Source organism: Xanthomonas sontii (assembly GCF_040529055.1).
Classification (GTDB): domain Bacteria; phylum Pseudomonadota; class Gammaproteobacteria; order Xanthomonadales; family Xanthomonadaceae; genus Xanthomonas_A; species Xanthomonas_A sontii.
Window position 1 is genome coordinate 2,091,790 of record NZ_CP132342.1, and the last position, 22,674, is coordinate 2,114,463.

At 70.5% G+C, this 22,674-nt stretch carries 19 protein-coding genes; 11 read left to right on the forward strand and 8 right to left on the reverse strand.

Annotated features, from left to right (window positions below):
* The first annotated feature begins 156 nt into the window (after nt 1-156).
* The 6 genes from cysD to RAB70_RS08875 all read left to right on the forward strand — a co-directional run bounded on the left by cysD (nt 157) and on the right by RAB70_RS08875 (nt 11,383).
* Entirely contained in the window at nt 157-1,065 is a 909-nt protein-coding gene (gene cysD / locus RAB70_RS08850) for a sulfate adenylyltransferase subunit CysD (protein ID WP_017910600.1), read from the forward strand.
* Entirely contained in the window at nt 1,065-3,059 is a 1,995-nt protein-coding gene (gene cysN, locus RAB70_RS08855; RefSeq protein ID WP_148828498.1) for a sulfate adenylyltransferase subunit CysN, read from the forward strand. The genes cysD and cysN overlap by 1 nt, the downstream gene beginning before the upstream one ends.
* A gap of 720 nt (nt 3,060-3,779) precedes the next feature.
* Nucleotides 3,780-6,458, forward strand: coding sequence for a M1 family metallopeptidase (locus RAB70_RS08860; protein ID WP_148828497.1), 2,679 nt, complete (start codon nt 3,780-3,782; stop codon nt 6,456-6,458).
* Nucleotides 6,459-6,577: 119 nt separating this feature from the next.
* Nucleotides 6,578-7,009, forward strand: coding sequence for a hypothetical protein (locus tag RAB70_RS08865; protein WP_148828496.1), 432 nt, complete (start codon nt 6,578-6,580; stop codon nt 7,007-7,009).
* A 148-nt stretch (nt 7,010-7,157) separates the two neighbouring features.
* On the forward strand, nt 7,158-8,261 hold the full coding sequence (locus RAB70_RS08870) for an efflux RND transporter periplasmic adaptor subunit (protein ID WP_148828495.1): 1,104 nt from the start codon (nt 7,158-7,160) through the stop codon (nt 8,259-8,261).
* Nucleotides 8,258-11,383, forward strand: coding sequence for an efflux RND transporter permease subunit (locus RAB70_RS08875; protein ID WP_148828494.1), 3,126 nt, complete (start codon nt 8,258-8,260; stop codon nt 11,381-11,383). Before RAB70_RS08870 ends, RAB70_RS08875 begins: the two co-directional genes overlap by 4 nt.
* 26 nt (nt 11,384-11,409) lie before the next feature.
* Here the strand turns inward: RAB70_RS08875 and RAB70_RS08880 are convergent, their stop codons facing one another.
* Both RAB70_RS08880 and RAB70_RS08885 read right to left on the reverse strand, forming a co-directional pair.
* The gene (locus RAB70_RS08880) at nt 11,410-12,531 is read right to left on the reverse strand and encodes a glycosyltransferase family 4 protein (protein WP_148828493.1); all 1,122 of its coding nucleotides are present in this window, start codon (nt 12,529-12,531) and stop codon (nt 11,410-11,412) included.
* A complete protein-coding gene (locus RAB70_RS08885) occupies nt 12,528-13,271 on the reverse strand; it encodes a polysaccharide deacetylase family protein (RefSeq protein WP_148828492.1) in 744 nt (247 codons plus the stop codon). Before RAB70_RS08885 ends, RAB70_RS08880 begins: the two co-directional genes overlap by 4 nt.
* Nucleotides 13,272-13,435: 164 nt before the next feature.
* Between RAB70_RS08885 and RAB70_RS08890 the strand changes: the two genes are divergently transcribed.
* The gene (locus RAB70_RS08890) at nt 13,436-13,993 is read left to right on the forward strand and encodes a GNAT family N-acetyltransferase (RefSeq protein WP_225851596.1); all 558 of its coding nucleotides are present in this window, start codon (nt 13,436-13,438) and stop codon (nt 13,991-13,993) included.
* 42 nt (nt 13,994-14,035) lie between these two features.
* Here RAB70_RS08890 and RAB70_RS08895 read toward each other — a convergent pair whose 3' ends face one another.
* Nucleotides 14,036-15,097, reverse strand: coding sequence for a hypothetical protein (locus RAB70_RS08895; RefSeq protein WP_148828490.1), 1,062 nt, complete (start codon nt 15,095-15,097; stop codon nt 14,036-14,038).
* A gap of 486 nt (nt 15,098-15,583) precedes the next feature.
* Here RAB70_RS08895 and RAB70_RS08900 point away from each other — a divergent pair, with 486 nt between their 5' ends.
* From RAB70_RS08900 to RAB70_RS08910, 3 genes are all read left to right on the forward strand, one after another.
* On the forward strand, nt 15,584-16,423 hold the full coding sequence (locus RAB70_RS08900; RefSeq protein WP_148828489.1) for an RNA methyltransferase: 840 nt from the start codon (nt 15,584-15,586) through the stop codon (nt 16,421-16,423).
* A gap of 197 nt (nt 16,424-16,620) precedes the next feature.
* Nucleotides 16,621-16,710: a tryptorubin family RiPP precursor gene (locus tag RAB70_RS08905; protein WP_017911958.1), complete on the forward strand. Its 90-nt coding sequence runs from the start codon at nt 16,621-16,623 to the stop codon at nt 16,708-16,710.
* A gap of 88 nt (nt 16,711-16,798) precedes the next feature.
* Nucleotides 16,799-17,872 (forward strand): cytochrome P450, encoded by a 1,074-nt coding sequence (locus RAB70_RS08910; protein ID WP_148828488.1) that lies wholly within the window; start codon nt 16,799-16,801, stop codon nt 17,870-17,872.
* 6 nt (nt 17,873-17,878) lie between these two features.
* Here the strand turns inward: RAB70_RS08910 and RAB70_RS08915 are convergent, their stop codons facing one another.
* The 5 genes from RAB70_RS08915 to RAB70_RS08935 form a co-directional block, all read right to left on the reverse strand.
* Complete coding sequence (locus RAB70_RS08915) at nt 17,879-18,928, reverse strand: LacI family DNA-binding transcriptional regulator (RefSeq protein WP_081613398.1); 1,050 nt, start codon at nt 18,926-18,928, stop codon at nt 17,879-17,881.
* Between the two features lie 65 nt (nt 18,929-18,993).
* Nucleotides 18,994-20,409, reverse strand: coding sequence for a M28 family peptidase (locus RAB70_RS08920; RefSeq protein ID WP_148828487.1), 1,416 nt, complete (start codon nt 20,407-20,409; stop codon nt 18,994-18,996).
* A 96-nt stretch (nt 20,410-20,505) separates the two neighbouring features.
* Nucleotides 20,506-20,925: a large-conductance mechanosensitive channel protein MscL gene (mscL, locus tag RAB70_RS08925; protein ID WP_017910415.1), complete on the reverse strand. Its 420-nt coding sequence runs from the start codon at nt 20,923-20,925 to the stop codon at nt 20,506-20,508.
* 109 nt (nt 20,926-21,034) lie between these two features.
* Nucleotides 21,035-21,742, reverse strand: coding sequence for a fumarylacetoacetate hydrolase family protein (locus RAB70_RS08930; protein WP_148828486.1), 708 nt, complete (start codon nt 21,740-21,742; stop codon nt 21,035-21,037).
* A 118-nt stretch (nt 21,743-21,860) separates the two neighbouring features.
* Entirely contained in the window at nt 21,861-22,133 is a 273-nt protein-coding gene (locus RAB70_RS08935) for a hypothetical protein (RefSeq protein ID WP_017910413.1), read from the reverse strand.
* Nucleotides 22,134-22,335: 202 nt separating this feature from the next.
* Between RAB70_RS08935 and RAB70_RS08940 the strand changes: the two genes are divergently transcribed.
* A complete protein-coding gene (locus RAB70_RS08940; protein WP_148828485.1) occupies nt 22,336-22,674 on the forward strand; it encodes a Rieske (2Fe-2S) protein in 339 nt (112 codons plus the stop codon).

Genomic DNA, 22,674 nt, shown 5'->3' on the forward strand with positions numbered 1-22,674 from the left:
GAAGCGTTGCGCGGTGCAGAAAGGAACAGGGGTTATCGGCTCATGCCCGGGGCTTATTTCTGCCGGGCGGCCGGCGCGACGCACACTGCCGCCCCGACTGCCACGACCGCTGCTACGCTTCGGTCCGGTCTCCCACTGCCTGCCGCCGCCGTCTCGATGAGTGCGTTCCCCCTGTCCCACCTCGACCGCCTCGAGGCCGAGAGCATCCACATCCTGCGCGAGGTCGCTGCCGAGTTCCGCAACCCGGTGTTGCTGTATTCGGTCGGCAAGGACAGCTCGGTGCTGCTGCACCTGCTGCTCAAGGCGTTCGCGCCGGCGCCGCCGCCGATCCCGCTGCTGCACGTGGACACGCGCTGGAAGTTCCGCGAGATGATCGCCTTCCGCGACCGCCGCGCCGCCGAGACCGGCGTGGAGCTGCGCGTGCACATCAATCCCGACGGCGTCGCCCAGGACGTCGGCCCGTTCAGCCACGGCGCCAGCGTGCACACCGACGTGATGAAGACCCAGGCGCTCAAGCAGGCGCTGGACCTGTGGAAGTTCGATGCCGCCATCGGCGGCGCGCGCCGCGACGAGGAGAAGGCGCGCGCCAAGGAGCGCGTGTTCTCGTTCCGCAACGCGCACCACCGCTGGGATCCTAAGCAGCAGCGTCCGGAGCTGTGGAATCTGTACAACCCGCGCATCCATCCCGGCGAGAGCGTGCGCGTGTTCCCGCTGTCCAACTGGACCGAGCTGGACATCTGGCTGTACATCTACCGCGAAGCGATTCCGGTGGTGCCGCTGTACTTCGCCGCCGAGCGCCCGGTGGTGGAGCGCGACGGCGCGCTGATCATGGTCGACGACGCGCGCCTGCCGCTGCGTCCCGGCGAAACCCCGCAACTGCGGCGCGTGCGCTTCCGCACCCTCGGCTGCTACCCGCTGACCGGCGCGATCGAGTCGCAGGCCGACACCCTGGAGAAGATCATCGCCGAGATGCTGCAGGCCACCACCTCCGAACGCCAGGGCCGGATCATCGACCAGGATCCGGGCGCGTCGATGGAGCAGAAGAAGGTGGAGGGGTATTTCTGATGGGCTGGGAATCGGGAGCAGGGAATCGGGAATCGCAAGTGCAAAAGCAAGCATCGCCGCCATCTGGCGCGTCGCAGGAGACCGCTGTTTCCATTCCCCATTCCCCATTCCCTATTCCCGTAGGCGGCGACGCAGTCGCCGCCTACCTGCAGCAACACGAACACAAACCGCTGCTGCGCTTCATCACCTGCGGCAGCGTCGACGACGGCAAGAGCACGCTGATCGGTCGCTTGCTGTACGACAGCAAGCGGCTGTTCGACGACCAACTGGCCGCGCTCGGTGCCGACAGCAAGCGCCACGGCACCCGCGGGGGAGCCATCGACTATGCGCTGCTGCTAGACGGCCTGGCCGCCGAGCGCGAGCAGGGCATCACCATCGATGTGGCCTACCGCTATTTCGATACCGACCGGCGCAAGTTCATCGTCGCCGACTGCCCCGGGCATGCGCAGTACACCCGCAACATGGCCACCGGCGCCTCCACCGCCGACGTGGCGGTGGTACTGGTCGATGCGTCCAAGGGCGTGCTGACCCAGACCCGCCGGCACAGCTACATCGTCGCGCTGCTGGGCATCCGCCACGTGGTGCTGGCGGTCAACAAGATGGACCTGGTCGGCTTCGCGCAGGCGACGTTCGACGCGATCGCCGCCGAGTACCGCGCGCTCGCCGCGCAGTTGGGCATCGCCGACGTGCAGTGCATTCCGCTGTCGGCGCTGGAGGGCGACAACCTGTCGCAGCGCTCGGCGCGCACGCCCTGGTATGCCGGCCCGGCGCTGCTCGAACATCTGGAAGGCGTGCAACTGGACGCGCGCATCGCCGACAGCGGGCTGCGTCTGCCGGTGCAGTGGGTCAACCGCCCGCACGCGCAGTTCCGCGGCTTCGCGGGCACCGTGGCGGCCGGCGCGGTGCAGCCCGGCGATGCGGTGGTGGTGCTGCCGTCGGCGCGGCGCGCGCAGGTCGCGCAGGTGCTGATCGGCGCCGATGCGGTGCCGCGCGCGGTCGCCGGGCAGGCAGTGACGCTGACCCTGACCGAGGAGATCGACGTCAGCCGTGGCGATGTGATCGCCGCTGCCGGCGATCCGCCGGAGGTGGCCGACCAGTTCGCCGCGCACGTGCTGTGGATGGACGATGCCGCGCTGCTGCCCGGTCGCCCGTACTGGCTGAAGATCGGCGCGCGCACCGTGGCCGCCAGCGTCACCGAGATCAAGCACCGCATCGATGTCAACACACAGAAGCGGCTGGCGGCCAAGCGCCTGGAACTGAACGAGGTCGGCTACTGCAACCTGGCGCTGGACCAGCCGATCGCCTTCGCCCCGTACGCGCAGGACCGTGCGCTCGGCGGCTTCATCCTGATCGACCGCCACAGCAACGCCACCGTCGCCGCCGGCACCCTGGATTTTGCGCTGCGCCGCGCTGGCAACGTGCACTGGCAGCACCTGGACGTGGACAAGGCCGCGCGCGCGCGGATCAAGGGACAGACACCGAAGGTGCTGTGGTTCACCGGCCTGTCCGGCGCCGGCAAGTCGACCATCGCCAACCTGGTCGACAAGCGCCTGCACGCACTGGGCTACCACACCTTCATCCTCGATGGCGACAACGTGCGCCATGGCCTGAACCGCGATCTGGGCTTCACCGACGAGGATCGCGTGGAGAACATCCGCCGCGTCGCCGAGGTGGCCAGGCTGATGACCGATGCCGGCCTGATCGTGCTGGTCAGCTTCATCTCGCCGTTCCGCGCCGAGCGGCAACTGGCGCGCGAGCGCTTCGGCGAGGGCGAGTTCCTCGAAGTGTTCGTCGACGTGCCGTTGCCGGTGGCCGAGGCGCGCGACGTCAAGGGCCTGTACGCCAAGGCGCGCGCTGGCCTGATTCCCAACTTCACCGGCATCGACTCCCCGTACGAGGCGCCGGAGCGGCCGGAACTGCACCTGCACGCCGATGGCGACAATGTCGAAGCGCTGGCCGCGCAGGTGCTGGCGGCGCTGGGGTTGCAGGACTGAGGCGGGGGCGGGGCGTTGCGAGGGTCGATCGCCTTCCCGATGCCGCCGCACTGTAGGAGTCACTGTCATGCACTCGCGCCGAAGGGCGCCCGCCAGGCACCCGACCTCGAGGCGTCGGGACTGAAGTCCCTCCCACAGTGCACCCAGTCAACGTGTCGCAAGTCTCGGCAGGAGATGTTCCGTCACACGCGAATAGCGCTCGCTGTTGCGGAAATCAGCGTTGTTGTGTGTCCATCAGGATCAACAGGCAATGAGCGCCACCACGCGCAGCGCATTTGTTGGCGGACACGGCAATGACCCAGGCGTGCGCAGCAGTCGCAGTTGCTTCGGCCTTTGCTGTTGATGTTGCTCCGGCTTTTGATTGAACGGGTTCCCTTCCGCAGCGGCGGCCATCGCGGGGAAAACCCCGCAGGGGCGGCGCACATGGATGTGCGCCGTTCGCGGCAGGGGCAGGATGCCCCTTCCGCGAATCCCCGGGATGGACGCGGACCCGGAGCGCGTCAGCGCGGAGGGCGCAAGGCAGGGTGTGCTTTACCACAGCCGAAGGCTGATCAAAGTGACTCTCCGCAAGGCGAAAGCCCTGGCTGTTGCTTGAGATGTAGGGGCCGGACGTGAAGAGCCTCCGCAACGCCCGCGTGCTAAACCACTGGCGTTCATGACGTGACAGCCGCGGCCGCGCATGCTTAAGTCGTCGCCCTCCTCATCGGCGAAGGCCCGTCCATGCCAGCTCTGTCCCGTCGCGTGCTGTTCTCCGTCCTCGCGCTGTGCTGCGGCGCGGCCTGTGCGCAGGCCCCCGATGCGGTGCCGACCGGACGCCTGCCGAATTGGGCGGTGCCGGAGCACTATGCGCTGGACCTGAAGATCGATCCGGAGCGCACCGACTTCGACGGCACCGCCACCCTGCGCGTGCGCCTGGAGCGCGCCTCCGACCATCTGTGGCTGCACGGCAAGGAGTTGCGGGTGAGCAAGGCCACGCTGCGCACCGCCGATGGTGCGTCGTTCCCGGTTCGCTACACCCAGGCCGACGCGCAGGCCGGCGTGGCCCGCATCGCCTTCGGGCGCACCCTGCAGCCGCAGGAGCTGACCCTGACCATCGTCTACAGCGCGCCGTTCAATCAGCAGTTGCAGGGCCTCTACCAGGTCAAGGCGCAGGGGCATGCCTACGCCTTGACGCAGATGGAGCCGATCAGTGCGCGCTACGCCTTCCCCGGCTTCGACGAGCCGGCGCTGAAGACGCCGTTCGCCCTGCGCCTGACCGTGCCCGAGGGCGAGCAGGCGCTGGCCAATACCCGCGCCGAGTCCACCGAGCCGGCAGGCAAGGGCTGGAAGACCGTGCGCTTCGCCGAGACCGTGCCGCTGCCGACCTACCTGGTGGCTTACGCGGTCGGGCCGTGGGACGTGGTCGACGGGCCGGCGCTGCCGGCCACGCCGCAGCGCCCGCAGTCCACCCCCTTGCGCGGCGTCGCTGCACAAGGACAGGGCCCGCGCATCCGGCGCGCGCTGCAGCAGACGCCGGAGATCATCACCGCGCTGGAGGACTACTACGACTTCGGCTATCCGTTCGACAAGCTGGATCTGGTGGCCGCGCCGGACTTCTCCGCCGGCGCGATGGAGAATCCCGGTTTCGTCACCTTCCGCGACTGGCTGCTGTTGCTGGACGAGGATTCGCCGCGGCACAACGTCGAGGGCTCGTTCAACGTCACCGCGCACGAGCTGGCGCACCAATGGACCGGCGACACGGTGACCATGGCCTGGTGGGACGACCTGTGGCTCAACGAGGCCTTCGCCACCTGGATGCAGCAGAAGATCACCATGCGCCTGCGGCCGCAGTACCGCGCCGACCTGGACCGCATCAGTGCCGCGCATGACGCGATGAACAACGACAGCCTGGTCAGCGCGCGCAAGATCCGCCAGCCGATCACCGGCAATGGCGACATCGAGACCGCCTTCGACAGCATCACCTACCGCAAGGGCGCCGCGGTGCTGGGCATGTTCGAACAGTTCGTCGGCGAGGATACCTTCCGCAGCGGCATGCGCAGCTACATCCGCGCGCACCGCTTCGGCAACGCCACTGCCGAAGATCTGGTCGACGCCATCGCCGCCGCGGCCGGCAAGGGCGAGGGTGTCAAGGCCGCGTTCCGCAGCTTCCTCGATCAGCCGGGCGTGCCTTACCTGCAGGCGCGCCTGCAGCCGCAGGCCGGCGGTGCGGTGCTGCACCTGCACCAGCAGCGTTTCCTGCCGCTGGGGTCGCGTGGCAGCGCCGAGCAGACCTGGGGCGTGCCGGTCTGCGTCAAGTACGGCACGCGCCAGGGCGTGCGCCGTGCTTGCCAGATGCTGTCTTCCAGCGACGGCCGCCTCGCGCTCGCTGGTGCCGATGCCGACAGCTGGGTGATGCCGAATGCCGGCGGCACCGGCTACTACCGCTTCGCCCTGCCCAAGCCGCAGCTGACCGTGCTCGGCCGCCATCTCGATGCGCTCGACGATGCCGAGAAGCTGGCCTATGCCGATGCCATCGACAGCGCGTTCCGCACCGGCGAGGCCGATACCGCGGACGTGATCGCGGCGATGCAGCAACTGGCGCCGGCCAAGGCCACGGCGGTGGCCACCGCGATGAACGACCGCATCGCCTGGATCTGGCGGGTGCTGGCGCGCGACGAGGCGCAGCGCGCCATGCTGCGCCAGGCCACCGACGCCGCGTTCGGCGCACGCCTGCAGGCGCTGGGCGATCGGCGCCGCGCCGGCGACAGCGACGACGACGTGGCGCTGCGCTCCGACCTGGCCGAGCTGCTCGGGGTGACCATGGGCGTGCCGGCGGTGCGGCAGGCGCTGCTGGCCCAGGGCGATGCGGTGCTGGCCGGCAAGGGCGGTGCGCTGGATTTCGCCGCCGCCAACCCGGATCTGCTTGGCGCAGCGCTGACGGTGGCGGTGCAGGCGCGCGGCGCGCCCGCGGTGGACGCATTGATCGCGGCCTTGCGCGGTCACGGCGAACCGGCCCAGCGCAACGCGATGATCGAAGCGCTCGGCGCCGTGCAGGATCCGCAGCAGGTGCAGAAGGTGCGCGATTTCGCCCTGACCGATGCGATCAAGGTCGGCGAGATGAACAGCCTGCTGATGGGCGCGCATGCCGAGCCGGCCACGCACGCCTCGATGTGGCCCTGGTACACCGCGCACTTCGATCGCATCGTGGCGCGCTCCGGTTCCTTCGACGGCGGTCGCTTGCCGGCCCTGGCGGCCAGCGGTGGCTGCGATGCCGCCGAAGCGGACCGGCTGGAGGCGTTCTTCACGCCGCGCCTGAAGGCACTCAGCGGCGCCGACCGCGGCCTTGCGCAGACCGCCGAGACGATTCGCCTGTGCAGTGCGCTGCAGGCGCGACAGCGCGCCGCTTTTTCGCCGCACTGATTGCAGTTGCCAGGTCCCTGCGCCGCCCGCATGCTATGCGGCACGCACTCGCGCGGCAGGCGCAGGGATGGCGGATTCGGTGGCGGACGACGCTGCCGGGCAACGTTCAGGGGGAACGCATGGATCCGAAGCTGCATGACGTGTTGGCCAGAACCAATGTGGCCGAACTGGTCCAACCGGCGTGCGCCGAACAGGTGACGCATCAGCCGGTGCAGCCCGAGCCAGCGCCGCCGCCGCCGCCGCCGCCCAGATACGCCACCTCCGATCCGTTCCAGTACCACCTGGCCAGCACAGAGGTCGTCGGCAAATTAGCCGAGGGGCGTACGTCGCCGGCGCTGCGCTTTTTCGGCTGGCTGGTGTTCGGACTGCCGATGGCCTCGTTCGGATTGATGATGCTGCACGCGATCTGGTATGACGCGTCGGCACATGCCCTGTATGTGCCGCACACCCTGGGGCAGGCGGTGCGCATGCTGCTTGGGACTGCATCGGCGCTTGCCTTCGTGGTGGCCTATCCGTACTTCACCCGGCGTCGTACCGGCAAGACTGATTGAGCGGCCCAAGCCGCGCCACGCGTGCGCTGCGTCTCATCGCGCAGCGCATGCGTTGGCCGGCAAGGGTCGTCGGTCATGGTCGCGACGTGTCAACGCCCGTCACGCCAGGCCGTTAGACTGGGTCGAACTCCACGCGTCCGGGATCTCCATGCCGCACCGACCACGCGCCGGCGTCCGCCTGGTGTGCCTTCTGTTGTCCTCGCTCGCGCTCGTGCTCGCCGGTTGCGGCAAGGCCCCGGCGCCGGCCGCGGCCAGTGCCGCGATTCCGGTGACGCTGCAGACGGTGCAGCCGCGTGAGTGGAACGACAGCCTGGCCGCGCTGGGCACGGTCAAGGCCCGCGAGTCGGTGACGCTGACCGCCAAAGTCAGCGAGATCGTGGAGCGCGTGCATTTCGAGAGTGGCCAGGAAGTGGCGGCCGGCGCGCCGCTGGTGACGCTGCGCGGGCAGGGTCAGCAGGCGGCGTTGCGCGAGGCCGAGGCCACCTACACCGAGGCCGAGCAACTGTATCGGCGGCAGAGCGAACTGGTCGGGCGGCAACTGGTGTCGCGCGCGCAACTGGACACGCAACGCGCGCTGCGCGATGCCGCGCAGGCGCGGGTGCTGCAGATGCGCGCGGAGATCGGCGACCGCAGCGTGCGCGCGCCGTTCGCCGGCGTGCTCGGCCTGCGCCAGGTCAGCCCCGGCGCGCTGCTGACGCCCGACGCGACCATCGCCACGCTCGACGACGTGGCCCAGGTCTACGTGGATTTCCAGGTGCCGGAGGCGGCGCTGTCGACGGTGAAGGCGGGCGATGCCGTCGGCGGCCGCAGCGTGGCCTATCCGGGGCGCGCCTTCGACGGCAAGGTCGCCACCGTGGACGCGCGCGTGGATAGCGCCACCCGCGCGGTCACCGTGCGTGCCGCGTTCGACAATGCCGACCGCGCGCTGCGCCCGGGCATGCTGATGGACGTGCGCCTGTATCGGCCCGCCCGGCAGGCGCTGGTGATCCCGGAGATCGCGGTGGTGCAGGTGGGGCGCGACGCTTTCGTCTATCGCGTCGGCGTCGACGCCACCGTGGCGCGCGCCGACGTGCGCACCGGTGCGCGCCGCGACGGCCTGGTCGAGATCGTCGACGGCCTGCAGCCCGGCCAGCGCATCGTGGTCGAGGGCACCGGCAAGCTGCGTCCGGGCGTGGCCGTGGTCGATGCCGCCGCCGGCGTGAACGGCGGCGGCGCGCGCAGCGGCAGCGCCGCGGCGGACCTGGCGCGATGAGGCTGTCCGACGTCTCCATCACCCGGCCGGTGTTCGCCGCGGTGATGAGCCTGTTGCTGGTGGTGCTGGGGGTGATGGCGTACAGCCGGCTGACCCTGCGCGAGTTGCCGGCGATCGATCCGCCGATCGTGTCGGTGGAGGTGCGCTACCCCGGCGCCTCGGCGGCGGTGGTGGAGAGCCGCATCACCCAGGTGCTGGAGGACGCGCTGGCCGGCATCGAAGGCATCGAGACGATCCAGGCGCGCAGTTCCAACGGCGTGGCCGACATCAGCATCGAGTTCCGCGCCACCCGCGACATCGAGGCCGCCGCCAACGATGTGCGCGACGCGGTCAGCCGCGTGCTCGACCGCCTGCCCGACGAGGCCGACGCGCCGGAGATCGCCAAGGTCGAGGCCGATGCCGATGCCATCCTGTGGCTCAACATGAGCTCCAGCACGATGGATGCGCTGCAGCTATCCGACTACGCCGAACGCTACGTGGTCGATCGGCTCTCCAGCATCGATGGCGTGGCCCAGGTGCGCCTGGGCGGGCGCCAGCGCTATGCGATGCGGATCTGGCTGGACCGCGACCAGTTGGCCGCGCGCGACCTCACCGTGGCCGACGTGGAGAACGCGCTGGCCCGCGAGAACGTGGAACTGCCGGCCGGCCGCCTGGAGTCGGCCGACCGCGACTTCACCCTGCGCGTGGAGCGCAGCTACCGCGCACCGGCGGATTTCGCCACGATTCCGCTCGGCAAGGGCCGCGACGGCTACGTGGTGCGGCTGGGCGACGTGGCCAAGGTGGAACTGGCCTCGGCCGAGCGCCGCGCCTACTTCCGCAGCAACGGCGTGCCCAACGTCGGCCTGGGCATCGTCAAGACCTCCACCGCCAACAGCCTGGATGTGGCCCGCGCCGCGCGTGCGGCCGCGCAGCAGATCCAGCAGACCCTGCCCAAGGGCACTCAGATCTTCGTCGCCTTCGATTCCACCGTGTTCATCGATGCCTCGGTGGAACGCGTCTACCACACCCTGATCGAGGCGGTGGTGCTGGTGCTGGTGGTGATCTGGCTGTTCCTGGGCAGCGTGCGCGCGGCGCTGATCCCGGCGGTGACGGTGCCGGTGTGCCTGGTGGCCGCGTTCATCGCGCTGTATGCGTTCGGCTTCTCGATCAACCTGCTGACCCTGCTCGCTCTGGTGCTGTGCATCGGCCTGGTGGTGGACGATGCGATCGTGGTGGTGGAGAACATCCAGCGTCGCGTCGACCTGGGCGAACCGGCGCTGGTGGCGGCGCGGCGCGGCACCGCGCAGGTCGCCTTCGCGGTGATCGCCACCACCGCGGTGCTGGTGGCGGTGTTCCTGCCGGTCGGTTTCCTAGAAGGCAACACCGGGCGCCTGTTCCGCGAATTGGCGGTGGCGCTGGCCGCGGCGGTGGCGATCTCCGCCTTCGTCGCGCTGACCCTGACCCCGATGATGTCGTCCAAGCTGCTCAAGGCGCACGCGCGCGAGAAGCCCAACCGCGTGCATGGCTGGGTCGAGGCGCGGCTGCAGGGGCTGAGCGCGCGCTACCGGCGCGTGCTCGAGCGCCACGTCGGCCGCGCCTGGGTGTTCGGCGCGCTGATGCTGGCGGCGCTGGCGGCCAGCGCGCTGCTGGCGCGGATGATTCCCTCGGAACTGGCGCCGGCCGAGGACCGCGGCTCGTTCCAGGTGATGATCGATGCGCCGGAAGGCGCCGGCTTCGACTACACCGTGGGGCAGATGCACCAGGTCGAGGCCATCCTCGACCGCCACCGCGGCGACGGCCAGCCGATCGCGCGCGCCAACCCGCGCGTGCCCGGCAGCTTCGGCGCCAGCGAGGAGATGCACACCGGCCGGGTCAGCGTGTTCCTGCGCGACTGGAGCGAGCGCGACGTGGCCACCGCCGACGTCGCCGCGACGCTGCAGGAAGAGTTGCGCGCCTTGCCCGGCGTGCGTGCGCGCACCCAGGTCGGCGGCGGCCTGGTCAACAGTCGCGGGCAGCCGTTCCAGATCGTGCTCGGCGGCCCCGACTACGCCGAGATCGCGCAGTGGCGCGACCGCCTGCTCGCGCGCATCGCCGACAACCCCGGGCTGGTCGGGGCGGACTCGGACTACAAGGAAACCCGGCCGCAGATGCGCGTGGAGATCGACCGTCAGCGGGCAGCCGACCTCGGCGTGCCGGTGACCGAGATCGGCCGCGCGCTGGAGACGCTGATGGGCGCGCGCCAGGTCACCACCTTCGTCGACAACGGCGAGGAGTACGACGTGATGCTGCAGGCCAGTCGCGACGGCCGCGCCGATCCGGCCGACCTGGCGGCGATCCGGGTACGCGCCGACAGCGGCCAGCTGATCCCGCTGTCCAACCTGGTGACCCTGCGCGAAGTCGCCGAGCCGGGCAACCTGCACCGCTTCAATCGCCTGCGTGCCATCACCATCAACGCCGGCCTGGCCCCGGGCTACCCGCTCGGCGAGGCGATCGCCTGGGCGCAGCAGGTGGCGCGCGAGGAACTGCCCGATTACGCGCAGCTCGACTGGAAGGGCGAATCGCGCGAGTACCAGAAGGCCGGCGGCGCGGTGCTGCTGACCTTCGCACTGGCCTTGCTGATCGTGTATCTGGTGCTGGCGGCGCAGTTCGAGAGCTTCATCCACCCGCTGGTGATCATGCTGACCGTACCGCTGGGCGTGCTCGGCGCGCTGATCGGCCTGGCGATCAGCGGCGGTACGCTCAACCTGTTCAGTCAGATCGGCATCGTCATGCTGGTCGGGCTGGCGGCCAAGAACGGCATCCTGATCGTCGAGTTCGCCAATCAGTTGCGCGATGCCGGGCGCAGCGTGCGCGACGCGATTGTAGAAGCCTCGGCGGTGCGCCTGCGGCCGATCCTGATGACCTCGCTGGCCACCGTGGTCGGCGCGATCCCGCTGGTGGTCGCCGGCGGCCCCGGATCGGCCAGCCGCGCCACCATCGGCATCGTGGTGATCTTCGGCGTGTCGGTGTCCACGCTGCTGTCGCTGTTCGTGGTGCCGGCGTTCTATGCGCTGCTGGCGCCGTACACGCGCTCGCCGGACGCGGTGCAGCAGCGCCTGCAGCAACTGGAGGCGCAGACCCCGTCGGTCGGCGGCCACGCCTGAGCCGGGGGGCGCTCAGGCAGCCGCGCTCAGGCCGGATCGACGCGCGACGGCGCCAGCGGCTGCGGCGCGCAGCGCGGCTGCTGCAGCAGGTGCACGAACTGCGCGGCGATCACCGCGCCACCGAAATGGCGCTGCACGAAGTCGCGCCCGGCCTGGCCCATGCGCTGGCGCCGTTCGCCGTCGCACAGGCGCAGGATCGCATCGCGCCAGCCGTCCACATCGCCGGGCGTGAGCAGTTCGCCGCTGACCCCGGGGTCCAGCGTCTCCGCGGTGCCGCCGACGTGGCTGGCCAGCACCGGCACGCCACTGGCCTGCGCCTCCACCGAGACCCGGCCGAAGGTTTCCGGCGCCAGCGACGGGAACGCCAGCATCGACATCGCGTTGTAGTAGGGCGTGGTGTCGTTGACCCAGCCGACGAAGCGGTGGCGCTGGCCGTGCGGCTGGGCCGCAGCCTGCGCCTGCAACTGCGCCGCGTCCGGGCCGTCGCCCAGCCACAGGCAGTGCAGCCGCGGCTCCTCCGCCATCGCCGCCCCAGCGGCTTCCAGCAGCGGGAAGATGCCCTTGCCGGCATGCATGCGCCCGCTGTAGCCGAGCACGATCGCGTCCTCGGGCAGGCCCTGCGCGGCGCGGATGGCGCGGCCGCGTTCCGGATCCGGGCGCAGCCGCTCCATGGTCACCGGGTTGTACAGCACCTGCACCAGCGCCTCCGGCACGCCGCGCTCCAGGTAGGCCTGGCGCGCGTAGTGCGACACCGCGAAGAAGCGCGCCGCCAGGCGCGGGATCGCATAGCCGGACAGCGCACTCATCGCCGGCGTGCGGTGGCGGAACAGCGTGACCGGGATGCCCAGCACGCGTCCGGCCAGCAGCAGCGGCCAGTATTCCTTGCCGAAGTTGCCCACCAGCCAGTCCGGCCGGCTGCGCCGCGCCACGCGCAGCAGCGGCCGGTAGCCGTCCGGGTCCAGCACGTTGCGGAAGTGCCCGACGTGCACGGTGATGCCGCTGCGGCGCAATTCGTCGGCGATCAGGCCGCCCTCGCAGGCGATGACCTCGACCTGATGGCCGACGCCGGCCAGCGCCTGCGCCAGCGCCACGAAATGGGTGGCCGCGCCGGTGTTTTCGGGATTGGTGCCGACGAACAGGAATTTCATCCGCGCCGGTCCTCGTAGGCGGTGAAGGCGCGCAGCGCGAACTGCGGCAGCAGGTGATGGCGCGCGACCTGGATGCGCGGGTAGCGCATGGGGTCCGAGCCTGCCGGGGCGCGGCCGCGGCGGGTGCTTGTGGCGGCGGTGTAGCCGGCCTCGCGCACCACGTCGGCGACGCGGTCGTCGACATCGCCATAGGGATAGCAGAACTGCGGCACCGCCTCGCCGAGCAGGTCCTCCAGCTCGCGCTTGCAGCCGCCGATCTCCTCGCGCAGCGCCGCATCGCTGCAGCCGGTCAGGTGCGGGTGCGAGCGGGTATGCGCGCCGACCTCCATGCCGCCGGCGCGCCACTGGCGCAGCTCGGCGAGGTTCATCAGCGGCTTCTCGATGCCCAGCTTCTGCGCATCCCACACGTTGTGGCGGCCGATGCAGCCGCTGACCATGTACACCGTGGCGGTGAAACCCAGCCGCTGCAGCACTGGCAGCGCCGCGTGCAGGTTGTCCAGGTAGCCGTCGTCCAGGGTGACCACCGCGACCTTGCCCTGGCGTTCGCCGCGCAGGTACGGCATGGCATCGGACATGGACACGCCGCGGTAGCCCAGCCGCTGCAGCAGGCGCATCTGCCGGGCGAAGCGGCCCGGGCTCACGTACAGGCTGCGGTACACCTGCAGGTGCCGCGGCGCCTCGGCCACGTTGTGGTACATGAAGATCGGAATGCGGGCCGTGGCGGCGGTGTCGGAGGGCATCGGGGAACGGCTCTTTGGACGGAAGGGCGAGGTGCGGCGCGGGAGTCTACCGGGCCTGGCTTTCGCTGGTCTGTCGGGTAAAACCCTCAGCCGTAGACGATCGCGCCGCCGTGCAGGCCGCGGCCGGCGGCTATGCTGCGCTTCCGTTGCCGCAGGAGCCGCCGATGTCCGAGACCGCCGCTGCCGCCCCCTGGCGCGATCTGCAACTGCATCTGGACGGCATCGCGCTGCGGCGCTGGCGTGCCGAGGACCTGGATGCGCTGGTCCGCCACGCCGACGACGCCCAGGTGGCGCGCGGGCTCAGCCGGCGCTTTCCGCATCCCTACACGCGCGCCGACGGCGAGGCCTTCCTGGGCGGGCAGGTGATCGACCTGAACGACCCGGTGCTGGCGATCGAGATCGGCGGCGAGGCCTGTGGCGGGATCGGCCTGCATGCAGCGGCGCAGCCGGCGCCGGAGCGGGCCGAGCTCGGTTACTGGCTCGGCCGCGAGCAGTGGGGCCAGGGCCGGATGACCCGCATCGTCGCCGCCTACCTGGACTGGGCGGTGCCGGCGTTGCGCCTGCAGCGGATCGAGGCGTTGACGCTACCAGACAACCATGGCTCGGCGCGCGTGCTGCAGAAGAACGGCTTCGTTGAGATCGGCACGCGCCGCGAACTGTCGTTGCGCGATGGACAGCCGCGCGATTTGCGCCTGTTCGCGCGGACCGGGGCGGCTGCCTGAGTCGCGCGTCGCCCGTGCGAGCGACGCGCGCGGGCCACGGCTTCAGTAGGAAATGGTGGCCGAGGTCGCGGTGGTGTCCACCGCGTAGTTGCATTGCACGTCCAGGCCCGAGCTGTCGCTGTACGACACCCATGCCGGCGACGCCACACGCTGCATGCGGTAGTCGTAGACGCCGATCGCATCGAAGGTGATGCTCCCGTCCGGCGGATACTGGTCGCAGCTGTCCACCGCATAGACTTCCAGCGCACCGCCCACCACCAGGTGCGTCCGGGAATTGATGTCGTAGGTGGTGCTGAGCCGCACGCTCTGGCCGGTGGTGACGTTGCGCGTGTCCACGTTCCAGTTCGTGCAGGGCAGGCCGTTGTTGCAGGTGGCGTAGGTATCGCCGACGATCCGGTCGCCGGCCCTGGCCGCGATGAAGTCGCTGTGCCACACCATGCCGTCCTGGCAGCAGTTCCAACTGCTCAGGTCCCAGCTGTCGTTGTAGCCGCGGTAGCCGAGCACCGGTTGCAGGATCGTGGGATCGTCGCTCTGCATCCCCGGGAAGAAGTACACCGTCTGCTGCGCGACGTTGGTCGGGTTCTGTGGCACCGTCCAACTGGCCACGATGCGCCCCATCTTGTTGCCGGTCACGTCGATGGCCGACTGCACCCAGTCGTGTGTGATCGGCGGCGGCACCGCGCCGCGCGCGCGCGCTGCCCGCAGCGCCGCGCCAGCGCGGATCGGCTGGCCGTCCAGGCCACGTCCGTCGGGGTGGACGCGGGTGCCGTTGGGGGTGAAGTTGTCCTGGGTGCAGGCCTGCGCCTGTTCGCGCACGCCATCGGCATGCTGCAGGGCGCCGTCGGCGAGCACGCGATCGCTGCGATGGACCTGGCGCACGCAGGCCGGCGCGAAGTAGCCGAACGGCGTCTGGATGTAGTCGTCGGGGACGTTGGTGGGCTTGTGCGCGGCGGGCAGGGCGCCGACCCGCGCCAGGCGGGCGTCGGGCGCGGCGGTCTGGGCCAGTGCGCTGGCGCTCAGGCCGAGCAGGGGCAGCATCAGCAGCAGGGCGGCGTGCACGCAGCGGCGTGCGGACGAGGAAAACGGACGGATGTCGGAGTGCATGGGAATCGCCTTGTCGTGAGAATGCGGAGTGCGTTCTCGGGAGCCCGCGGAGCACGGCGCTGCGCGATGCGGCGGCGCAGGCCATCGCAGGTATCCCGTCTGCGAAGCGAATGGCACGGTGATGGTGGGTCGATGGCGCCTGCATGGTGGCGGAAGGAGCGGCGACAATGGACCCGATGCGCACGCCAGGCTTGTCGGATTTGCGCATGCGCTGCCGCGAATTCCGCACGGTGGAAGGCGGGAGCGAACCACTTCACGGTGCGGCCGGAATGCGGGTTGCGCTTTGCGGTGCATGACGTAGACAAGTCTCGGGGCCGCGCTGCGTCATGCCGGGGCAGCCAGTGGGGCGCGGATGAGCGAAAATCCCCAAAGCGCGCCGTCCCGGGCGCGCGCCCCGTGCGTTTTCCAGGAGAGTCCCATGCGTCATGCCCTTCGTTCCCGCTGTGCCGCGTCGGCGCGGTGCGCCTGCGCCGCGGGCGTGCGCCGATGACCTCGCCCTGGGGCAACCGCCCGCGCGGTGGGAATCCCCCCTCTCCCCCCGGGAGAGGGGCCGGGGGCGAGGGTGCGGCGGCGACCAACCGCAACGAACTGCGCCTCTACGGCCTCAACGCGGTGCGCGCGGTGTACGCGCGGCGGCCGGAGGCGATCCGCAAGCTGTACCTGAGCGAGGCGCGGATCCCGGCATTGCAGCCGCTGCTGAAGTGGTGCGTGGCCAACCGGGTCGGCTACCGCGTGGTGGACGAGGCCGATCTGCACAAGCTCGCCGCCAGCAGCCACCACGAGGGCGTGGTCGCCGACGTGCTGCGCGTCGCGCCGCTGGCCCTGGCCGACTGGCTGCAGGCGCTGGCGCCGGGTCCGGCGCTGGCGCTGTGGCTGGATGGCGTGGGCAATCCGCACAATTTCGGCGCGATCCTGCGCTCGGCGGCGCACTTCGGCGTGGGCGCGATCCTGTTGCCGGAGCAGGCCGCACTGGCGCTGTCCGGTGCTGCCGCGCGCGTGGCCGAGGGCGGCGCCGAGGCGGTGCCGCTGGTGCGGCTGCCGCCCACGATGCAGGCGCAGGCGCAATTGCGCGGCGCGGGCTTCGCCCTCGCGGCGACGCTGGTGGACGGCGGCGACGATCTGTTCGCCAGTGCCTTGCCGCAGCGCCTGGTCTACGTGATGGGCGCCGAGAGCGACGGGATGGACCGCGACTTCGCGCAGGCCTGCGATCTGCGCCTGTCCATCCCCGGCAGCGGCGCGGTGGAAAGCCTCAACGTCGCCGCCGCCACCGCGGTGTTGCTGGGCACCTGGCGCAGCCGGCATCCGCACGGGCGTGCGGCGCGCTGAGCACGGCGTCACGCGCTGAGAGGCGGCTGCATTTGGCTACGCAATAGTGTGCGCGCCGGCCGGTTTCGGGTTTGCGAGGGGCCTGCCGGCGGCGTAGCGTGCAGGCGCGCCTCGCCGATGCGATCGCGCCACGCGCGCTGGCGTCGGCGAAACCGCGCAGTCCCCCGCCCGAAAGGGCCATCGTCACTCCTGCGGAGATGTCGCTCATGAAGCTGCTGTTCTCCATCAAGCACCTGCTGTCGTCGAAGAAGCCGCTGAAGTCGTACGCCTGGTACATCTGGTACTGAGCGTCGTGTGCGATGCCGCGCGGCATGCCGTGCGGCCGGTGCCCGGCGGACGCACTGCGCCGGGCGTCGTTCCTCCAGGAGACTGGCGATGTCCGCCACCATGGTCGACCGCGATGCGCGCGCCACGGTCTTCGCGCCGCGTCTGCAGGCGTTGCTGCGCGCGCATGTGGGGCAGGACGCGTTCCGCCTGGATGCCGACACGGTCGGTGTCGCCGGCGCCGCGCTGAGCGACCGCCTGCTCGCCGCCCGGCCCGCCACCGAACACGAACGGCCGACCTTCAAGCCGTTGCACGGCCGCTCGATCGCGCGCAGCGAAGCGGCGAAACTGATGCAGGCGATCGGCCGCGACGTGCGCGAGGCGCTGAAGCGTCCGCCGCCGCCCACGCTCGATCTGTCCGGCCCATGGCCGCACATCGGCCATGTCTATCTGCGCGACCTGCTGCTCGGCGGCGACCCGTGGCGGCTGCGCCTGCTGATGGACCGCACCCTGGAACTGACGCCGCGCCTGACCTGGGCGGTGATCGCCGCCGGCGCGCTCGCACCGCTGGCGCCGGGCGCGGAGGCCTCGGCGTTGGCCACGCTGTTGTCCGCGGCCGATGGCTACCGCGCGCGCCGCGATGCGATGGGCCTGTACCGGCGCACCGCCGCGCCGGTGTGCTTCACCATTTCCACGCTGGTCGCCAACGCGCTGTGGCTGGGGTCGCCGTTCGACGCGCGCGCCTGCAACCGCAACATCCTCTACGAAACCCTGCGCCTGCTGCCGCCGTCCTGGAACATCCTGCGCAATGCCTCGCCCGAGTACGGTGCGCTGGATCCGCGTATCGGCGCCGCCGACGACGTGCTGGTGCTGCCCTTGCTCAGCCATCGCGATCCGGCGCTGTGGGAGGAGCCGGAGGCGTTCCGGCCCGAGCGCTGGGACGGCGTGGATCCCGATGCGTTGCCCGGCTACCTGCCGTTCGGCCATGCCTCCGAGCGCTGCTGGGGCCGGCACATGGTCATGCCGCTGGCGGAGCGGCTACTGGACCTGCTGCGCGGTCAGGACCTGGTCGCGGACCCGCAGCAGCGTCGCGCCACTGTGCCGTTGACCGGGCTGCTCGGTGTGGCCCAGGTCGACGTGATCCGGCACGCGCGCGCGCGAAGCGTTGCCTGCCGCACGCGGTGACGGCGCTCAGCGCGGGGCGGGCGGCGCGGTGGACCCGCGCGTGACCAGGGTGTAGTCCAGCACCTGATGGGTACCGCGGCTGGGCAGTCCGTCGCGGCGTTGGCGAATTTCGCCGAGCAGCAGCGTCACCGCGGCCCTGCCCATCGCCGCGACCGGCTGGTGGATGGTGGTCAGCTCCGGCCAGATCGTGGTGGCCACCGGCGTGTCGTCGAAACCGGCGATCGACAGATCCTCGGGCACGCGCAGGCGCAGTCCGTGCGCGATCGCCAGCGCTGCCGCGGCCATGTCGTCGTTGCTGCACAGGATCGCGCTGGGACGCGGGGCGACCTGCAGCAACGCAGTGGCCGCGAGCAGGCCGGAGCGGTAGGTGAACAGGCCTTCGGCCACGCGCTCCGGCGCCACCGTCAGCCCGGCCCCGGCCATGGTGTCGAAGAACGCGCGGCTGCGCAGCGCGCTGGGCGTGTGCCCGGGATCGCCGCTGACGAAGCCGATGTCGCGGTGGCCCAGGTCGAGCAGATGTCGGGTGAGCGCGCACGCCGCCTGGTAGTCGTCGATGCGCACCGAGCTGACCCCGGGCATCGGTGCGCCGGTGGCGACCGCCACCAGCGGAATGCCGCGCGCATCCAGTTCGGCGATGGTCTGCCGCGCATCGCACAGCGGCGGCGGCAGGATCAGGCCATCGGCACCGGCCTCAAGCAGGCGTTCGGTGGCGGCGCGCTGGCTGTCGCTGTCGTCGCTCTTTTCCACCAGCACCTGGCAGCCTTCCAGGCTGCTCTGCTCGAGCATGCCGAGCATGAACTGGTTGAGGTAGGCCGCGCTGGGATTGCTGTAGAGAACGCCGATGCGCGCCAGTCCTGCGGTGCGCAGCGAGCGGCCGGCGAGGTTGGGGCGGTAGCCGAGCGCCTTGATCGACGCTTCGACGCGCTCGCGCATGGTAGCGCTCACGCGCGGGTGGCGATTGATCACGCGCGAAGCAGTCATCGGCGACACGCCCGCATGGCGGGCTACATCCAGCAACGTCACCGCTGAGCCCGCGCGACGTTGCCGTATGCCCATCAAAGGTCCTGGCGCTGCTGCGGAGGGGAAGCCCCTGCGCGCGTCCTGCGCAGGTCCGGTTTACTTTACTCCCTGGGCGGTTCCACTGTCTTGGCCTGGCTGCCGAAACCGCCGTCGGCCTGCGCCGCCAGATATGCGAACACCGCATACGCGGCGACGTTCTGCGCCAGCGCCTTCGGGTCGATCTTGTCCAGGGTGTCGTCGGCGGTGTGATGCAGATCGAAGTAATCGCTGCCGTCCTGCGCCAGCCAGGCCCAGGCGCCGCCCTTGGCGGCGAGCGGACCGACGTCCGGGCCGGGGCCGCCGGCGTCCGGCGCATAGGCGATGCCGAGCGGCGCCAGCGCCTCGGCGATCTGCCGGGTCGCCGCGCGCGAGCCGGCGGCATCGCCGGAGCCGGTGTTGAAGGCATAGATGCGGCCGGCGCCGAAGTCGCTCTCGGCGGCGATCTGGTGCCGCGCCACGTCCTTGGCATGCGCCTGCGCGTAGGCCTTGCCGCCGTACAGACCCTGCTCCTCGTTGGCGAAGGCGATCACGCGGATGCTGCGCTTGGGCGCCTGCTTGAGCTGGCCGATCAGATGCCCGGCGGCCATGCTGATCGCCACGCCGGCGCCGTCGTCGATCGCGCCGGTGCCCAGGTCCCAGGAATCCAGGTGCCCGCCGATCAGCACCACCTCGTTCGGCAGCGTGCGCCCGGTGATCTGCCCGATCACGTTGTAGGAGGTGGCGGTGCCGTCCCAGCCGCAGTCCAGCGCCAGGCGCAGGCGTACCGGGCCGCGCGCGAGCAGGCGCGCCAGCTGGTTGGCGTCGGGCACCGACAGCGCCGCCGCCGGCACCGGCGTCAGTCCTTCGTCGAAGCGGGTGATGCCGGTATGCGGCACGCGGTGCGAATCGGTGCCGGCCGAGCGCATCACGAAGCCGATCGCGCCCTTGCGGATCGCTTCGGACGGCCCCTTGCTGCGCACCGCGCCGCCGTTGCCGTAGTCCTTGCCATCGCGGGTGCGCAGCATCTGGTAATCGACGAAGGCGATCTTGCCGCGCAGCGCATCGGCCGGCGCCGCCTGCAACGCGGCCAGGTCGGCGAAGCGCACCACCTCGGCCTCGACCGTGCCGCCGGGGCTGCCGCCCAGCGCGGTGACGGTGAGCGGTTGCGCATGCGCGCCGAGCACCTGCGCGTGTTCGCTGCGCCGCTCCCATTTCGGGAACGTCACCGGCTCGGTCCACACCTTGTCGAAGCCGAGTGCCTTGAATTTCGCCGTGGCCCAGGCCACCGCGCGTGCATCGGCCTCGCTGCCCGCCATCCGCGGGCCGATCTCGGTGGTCAGCGACTCGACCACCTTCCAGCCGGTGTCGTCGGCCAGTGCCCGCTCGCGCAAGGCCGCCGCGTCGCGGAGTGCCGCCTCCGGGATGCGCGTGGCCTCGGCGGCAACCGCAGGAGAGGACAGACTCAGCACAGCAGCGATGACGACGGCAAGACGACGCATGGAAAACTCCGCGGACACAGGAACCGCGAGCTTAGCAGTGCCTCACCGCCGTGCACGGCGCGGCCTCCATGGCGGAAGCCGCGTGTGCCGTCGCGCTTACTCCGGGCGCGGCTCGTGCTTGAGCGAATCGCGGATCTCGCGCAGCAGCAGCACTTCCTCGGTCGGGGCCTTCGGCGCCGGTGGTTCCTTGCGGGCGATGCGGTTGATCGCCTTGACCAGCATGAAGATGGCGAAGGCCACGATCACGAACTGGATGATGGTGTTGAGGAAATCGCCGATGCCGATCACCACGGCCGGTACCGGCTTGCCGGCCGCGTCCACCGTCGCCGCCTTCAGCGTCCATGCCCAGCGCGAGAAATCCACGCCGCCCACGAGCAATCCGATCGGCGGCATGATGATCTTCTCGACCAGCGCGGTGACGATCTTGCCGAACGCGGCACCGAGCACCACGCCGACCGCCAGGTCCAGCACGTTGCCGCGCATGGCGAATTCCTTGAATTCGCGGATCATGCTCATCGGGACTCCTCTCTTGTCAGTGCGGGCCTGTCGCCGCGGCGCTAGCCTAGCGCAGTCGCCGTGGTGGTCGAATCACAGGCGCGCGTATGTCGCGCGACAGGCGTGCCCCTTAGCCGACGATGCGGCCGTGCCGCTCGGCCACGTTCTCCAGGCGCGCGCTGAAGCGGTCACCCGGGCGCAGCGCGGCCACGCCGGCCGGCGTGCCCATGAACACCAGGTCGCCGGCGCGCAGCGCGAACAGCTTGGACAGTTCGTGCAGGATCTCCGGCACATTCCAGATCATCTGCTCCAGCAGCGATTGCTGGCGCACCTCGCCGTTGACTTCCAGCGAGAGGTTCAAGGCCTCCAGCGCCCCGACCTCGCCAGCCGGGATCAGCTCGCTGATCGGCGCGGAGGCGTCGAAGCCCTTGGCGATGTCCCACGGCAGGCCCTTGGCCTTGGCCGCGGCCTGCAGGTCGCGACGGGTCAGGTCCAGGCCCACGCCGTAAGCCAGGATCAGGGCCTCGGCGCCGTCCACCGGCAGCACGCCGGCGGGCGCGTCCTGGCCCAGCGCCACCACCAGTTCGACCTCGTGGTGCAGATCCTCGGTCGCGGACGGGTAGGGGATGGCGTCGTCGCCGATCACCAGCGCATCGGCCGGTTTCATGAAGAAGGTCGGCTGGCCGCGCTCGGCCTTCGAGGCCGGCGCACTGGCGCCCATCTCGCGCGCGTGATCGGCGAAGTTGCGACCCACGCAGTAGATGCGATGCACCGGAAACAGGCCCTGCCCACGCACGGGAACGCGCGGAGCCTCGGCAGCGGCGAACAGATCTTTCATGAGCATGCATCCAACGAGAGGGGATGCAGCAGTTTAGCGGGTCGGGTTCAACCCGATTCCAACAGGGAAGCGGATGTCGCTCTCGCGATTCCCCAATCCCGATTCCCCATTCCCAGCTCTAAAGCGGCAAGGCCGGCTTGCGCACCACCCGATACTCGCCATCGACCACATGGCGGCGCGCGGTGGCCGGACGCTTGCCGCGCTGGCTCAGCAGCTTCATCGCGATGCCGCCCAGGATCATCGCCGCGCCCACGAACACGCTGACGAACACCAGCCCGGCCAGGATCGCCAGGCCGAGCAGGCCCACGGCCAGCTTGACCAGCGGATGGCGCGGCTTGCGCGGCGCGAAGACGTGCCGGAATTGGTCGAAATTGAAGAGGCGAGCGCGCATGGCAGAACTCTGTTTCAGTTTGAACCGAAGGCGCGCAGTATCGGCGCTGTTTTATGTGACGGAGTGAAAACTTCGTTAAGCGAAAAATTAACACTTTGCGGTCAGGGGCTTGCATTTGCTTGCCGGGTGAAGGGCGTGCGGCGTCACGGCTGCCGATCGCCCATGCCAGAATGACCACCCCTTGCTGCCCGCGCTGCGTTCCATGACCGAATCATCTGCCGTGCTGGCGCCGCTGCACGACCTGGTTTCCGGCGAGCTGGCCGAGGCCGAGGCGCTGATCGGCGGCGAGCCCGAATCGCTGCTGCTGTACCGCGAGGGCGACCGCGTGCGTGCGTGGTTGAACGTGTGCCCGCATGCCGGGCGCCGCCTGGACTGGGCGCCGGGGCAGTTCCTGAAAAGCCGCGAGGGCCACGTGGTGTGCGCCGCGCACGGGGCCGCGTTCGAGCTGCAGGGCGGACTGTGCGTGTCCGGCCCGTGCCGCGGCCAGAGCCTGCATGCGGTGCCGGTGGAGGTACGGGCAGGGCAGGTGGTGCTGGTCTAG

Bases quoted from the DNA above. Each gene is read 5' to 3' on its own strand.
- cysD (WP_017910600.1), top strand. From the start codon at position 157: ATGAGTGCGTTCCCCCTGTCCCACCTCGACCGCCTCGAGGCCGAGAGC.
- cysN (WP_148828498.1), top strand. From the start codon at position 1,065: ATGGGCTGGGAATCGGGAGCAGGGAATCGGGAATCGCAAGTGCAAAAG.
- RAB70_RS08860 (WP_148828497.1), top strand. From the start codon at position 3,780: ATGCCAGCTCTGTCCCGTCGCGTGCTGTTCTCCGTCCTCGCGCTGTGC.
- RAB70_RS08865 (WP_148828496.1), top strand. From the start codon at position 6,578: ATGGATCCGAAGCTGCATGACGTGTTGGCCAGAACCAATGTGGCCGAA.
- RAB70_RS08870 (WP_148828495.1), top strand. From the start codon at position 7,158: ATGCCGCACCGACCACGCGCCGGCGTCCGCCTGGTGTGCCTTCTGTTG.
- RAB70_RS08875 (WP_148828494.1), top strand. From the start codon at position 8,258: ATGAGGCTGTCCGACGTCTCCATCACCCGGCCGGTGTTCGCCGCGGTG.
- RAB70_RS08880 (WP_148828493.1), bottom strand. From the start codon at position 12,531: ATGAAATTCCTGTTCGTCGGCACCAATCCCGAAAACACCGGCGCGGCC.
- RAB70_RS08885 (WP_148828492.1), bottom strand. From the start codon at position 13,271: ATGCCCTCCGACACCGCCGCCACGGCCCGCATTCCGATCTTCATGTAC.
- RAB70_RS08890 (WP_225851596.1), top strand. From the start codon at position 13,436: ATGTCCGAGACCGCCGCTGCCGCCCCCTGGCGCGATCTGCAACTGCAT.
- RAB70_RS08895 (WP_148828490.1), bottom strand. From the start codon at position 15,097: ATGCACTCCGACATCCGTCCGTTTTCCTCGTCCGCACGCCGCTGCGTG.
- RAB70_RS08900 (WP_148828489.1), top strand. From the start codon at position 15,584: ATGACCTCGCCCTGGGGCAACCGCCCGCGCGGTGGGAATCCCCCCTCT.
- RAB70_RS08905 (WP_017911958.1), top strand. From the start codon at position 16,621: ATGTCGCTCATGAAGCTGCTGTTCTCCATCAAGCACCTGCTGTCGTCG.
- RAB70_RS08910 (WP_148828488.1), top strand. From the start codon at position 16,799: ATGTCCGCCACCATGGTCGACCGCGATGCGCGCGCCACGGTCTTCGCG.
- RAB70_RS08915 (WP_081613398.1), bottom strand. From the start codon at position 18,928: ATGGGCATACGGCAACGTCGCGCGGGCTCAGCGGTGACGTTGCTGGAT.
- RAB70_RS08920 (WP_148828487.1), bottom strand. From the start codon at position 20,409: ATGCGTCGTCTTGCCGTCGTCATCGCTGCTGTGCTGAGTCTGTCCTCT.
- mscL (WP_017910415.1), bottom strand. From the start codon at position 20,925: ATGAGCATGATCCGCGAATTCAAGGAATTCGCCATGCGCGGCAACGTG.
- RAB70_RS08930 (WP_148828486.1), bottom strand. From the start codon at position 21,742: ATGAAAGATCTGTTCGCCGCTGCCGAGGCTCCGCGCGTTCCCGTGCGT.
- RAB70_RS08935 (WP_017910413.1), bottom strand. From the start codon at position 22,133: ATGCGCGCTCGCCTCTTCAATTTCGACCAATTCCGGCACGTCTTCGCG.
- RAB70_RS08940 (WP_148828485.1), top strand. From the start codon at position 22,336: ATGACCGAATCATCTGCCGTGCTGGCGCCGCTGCACGACCTGGTTTCC.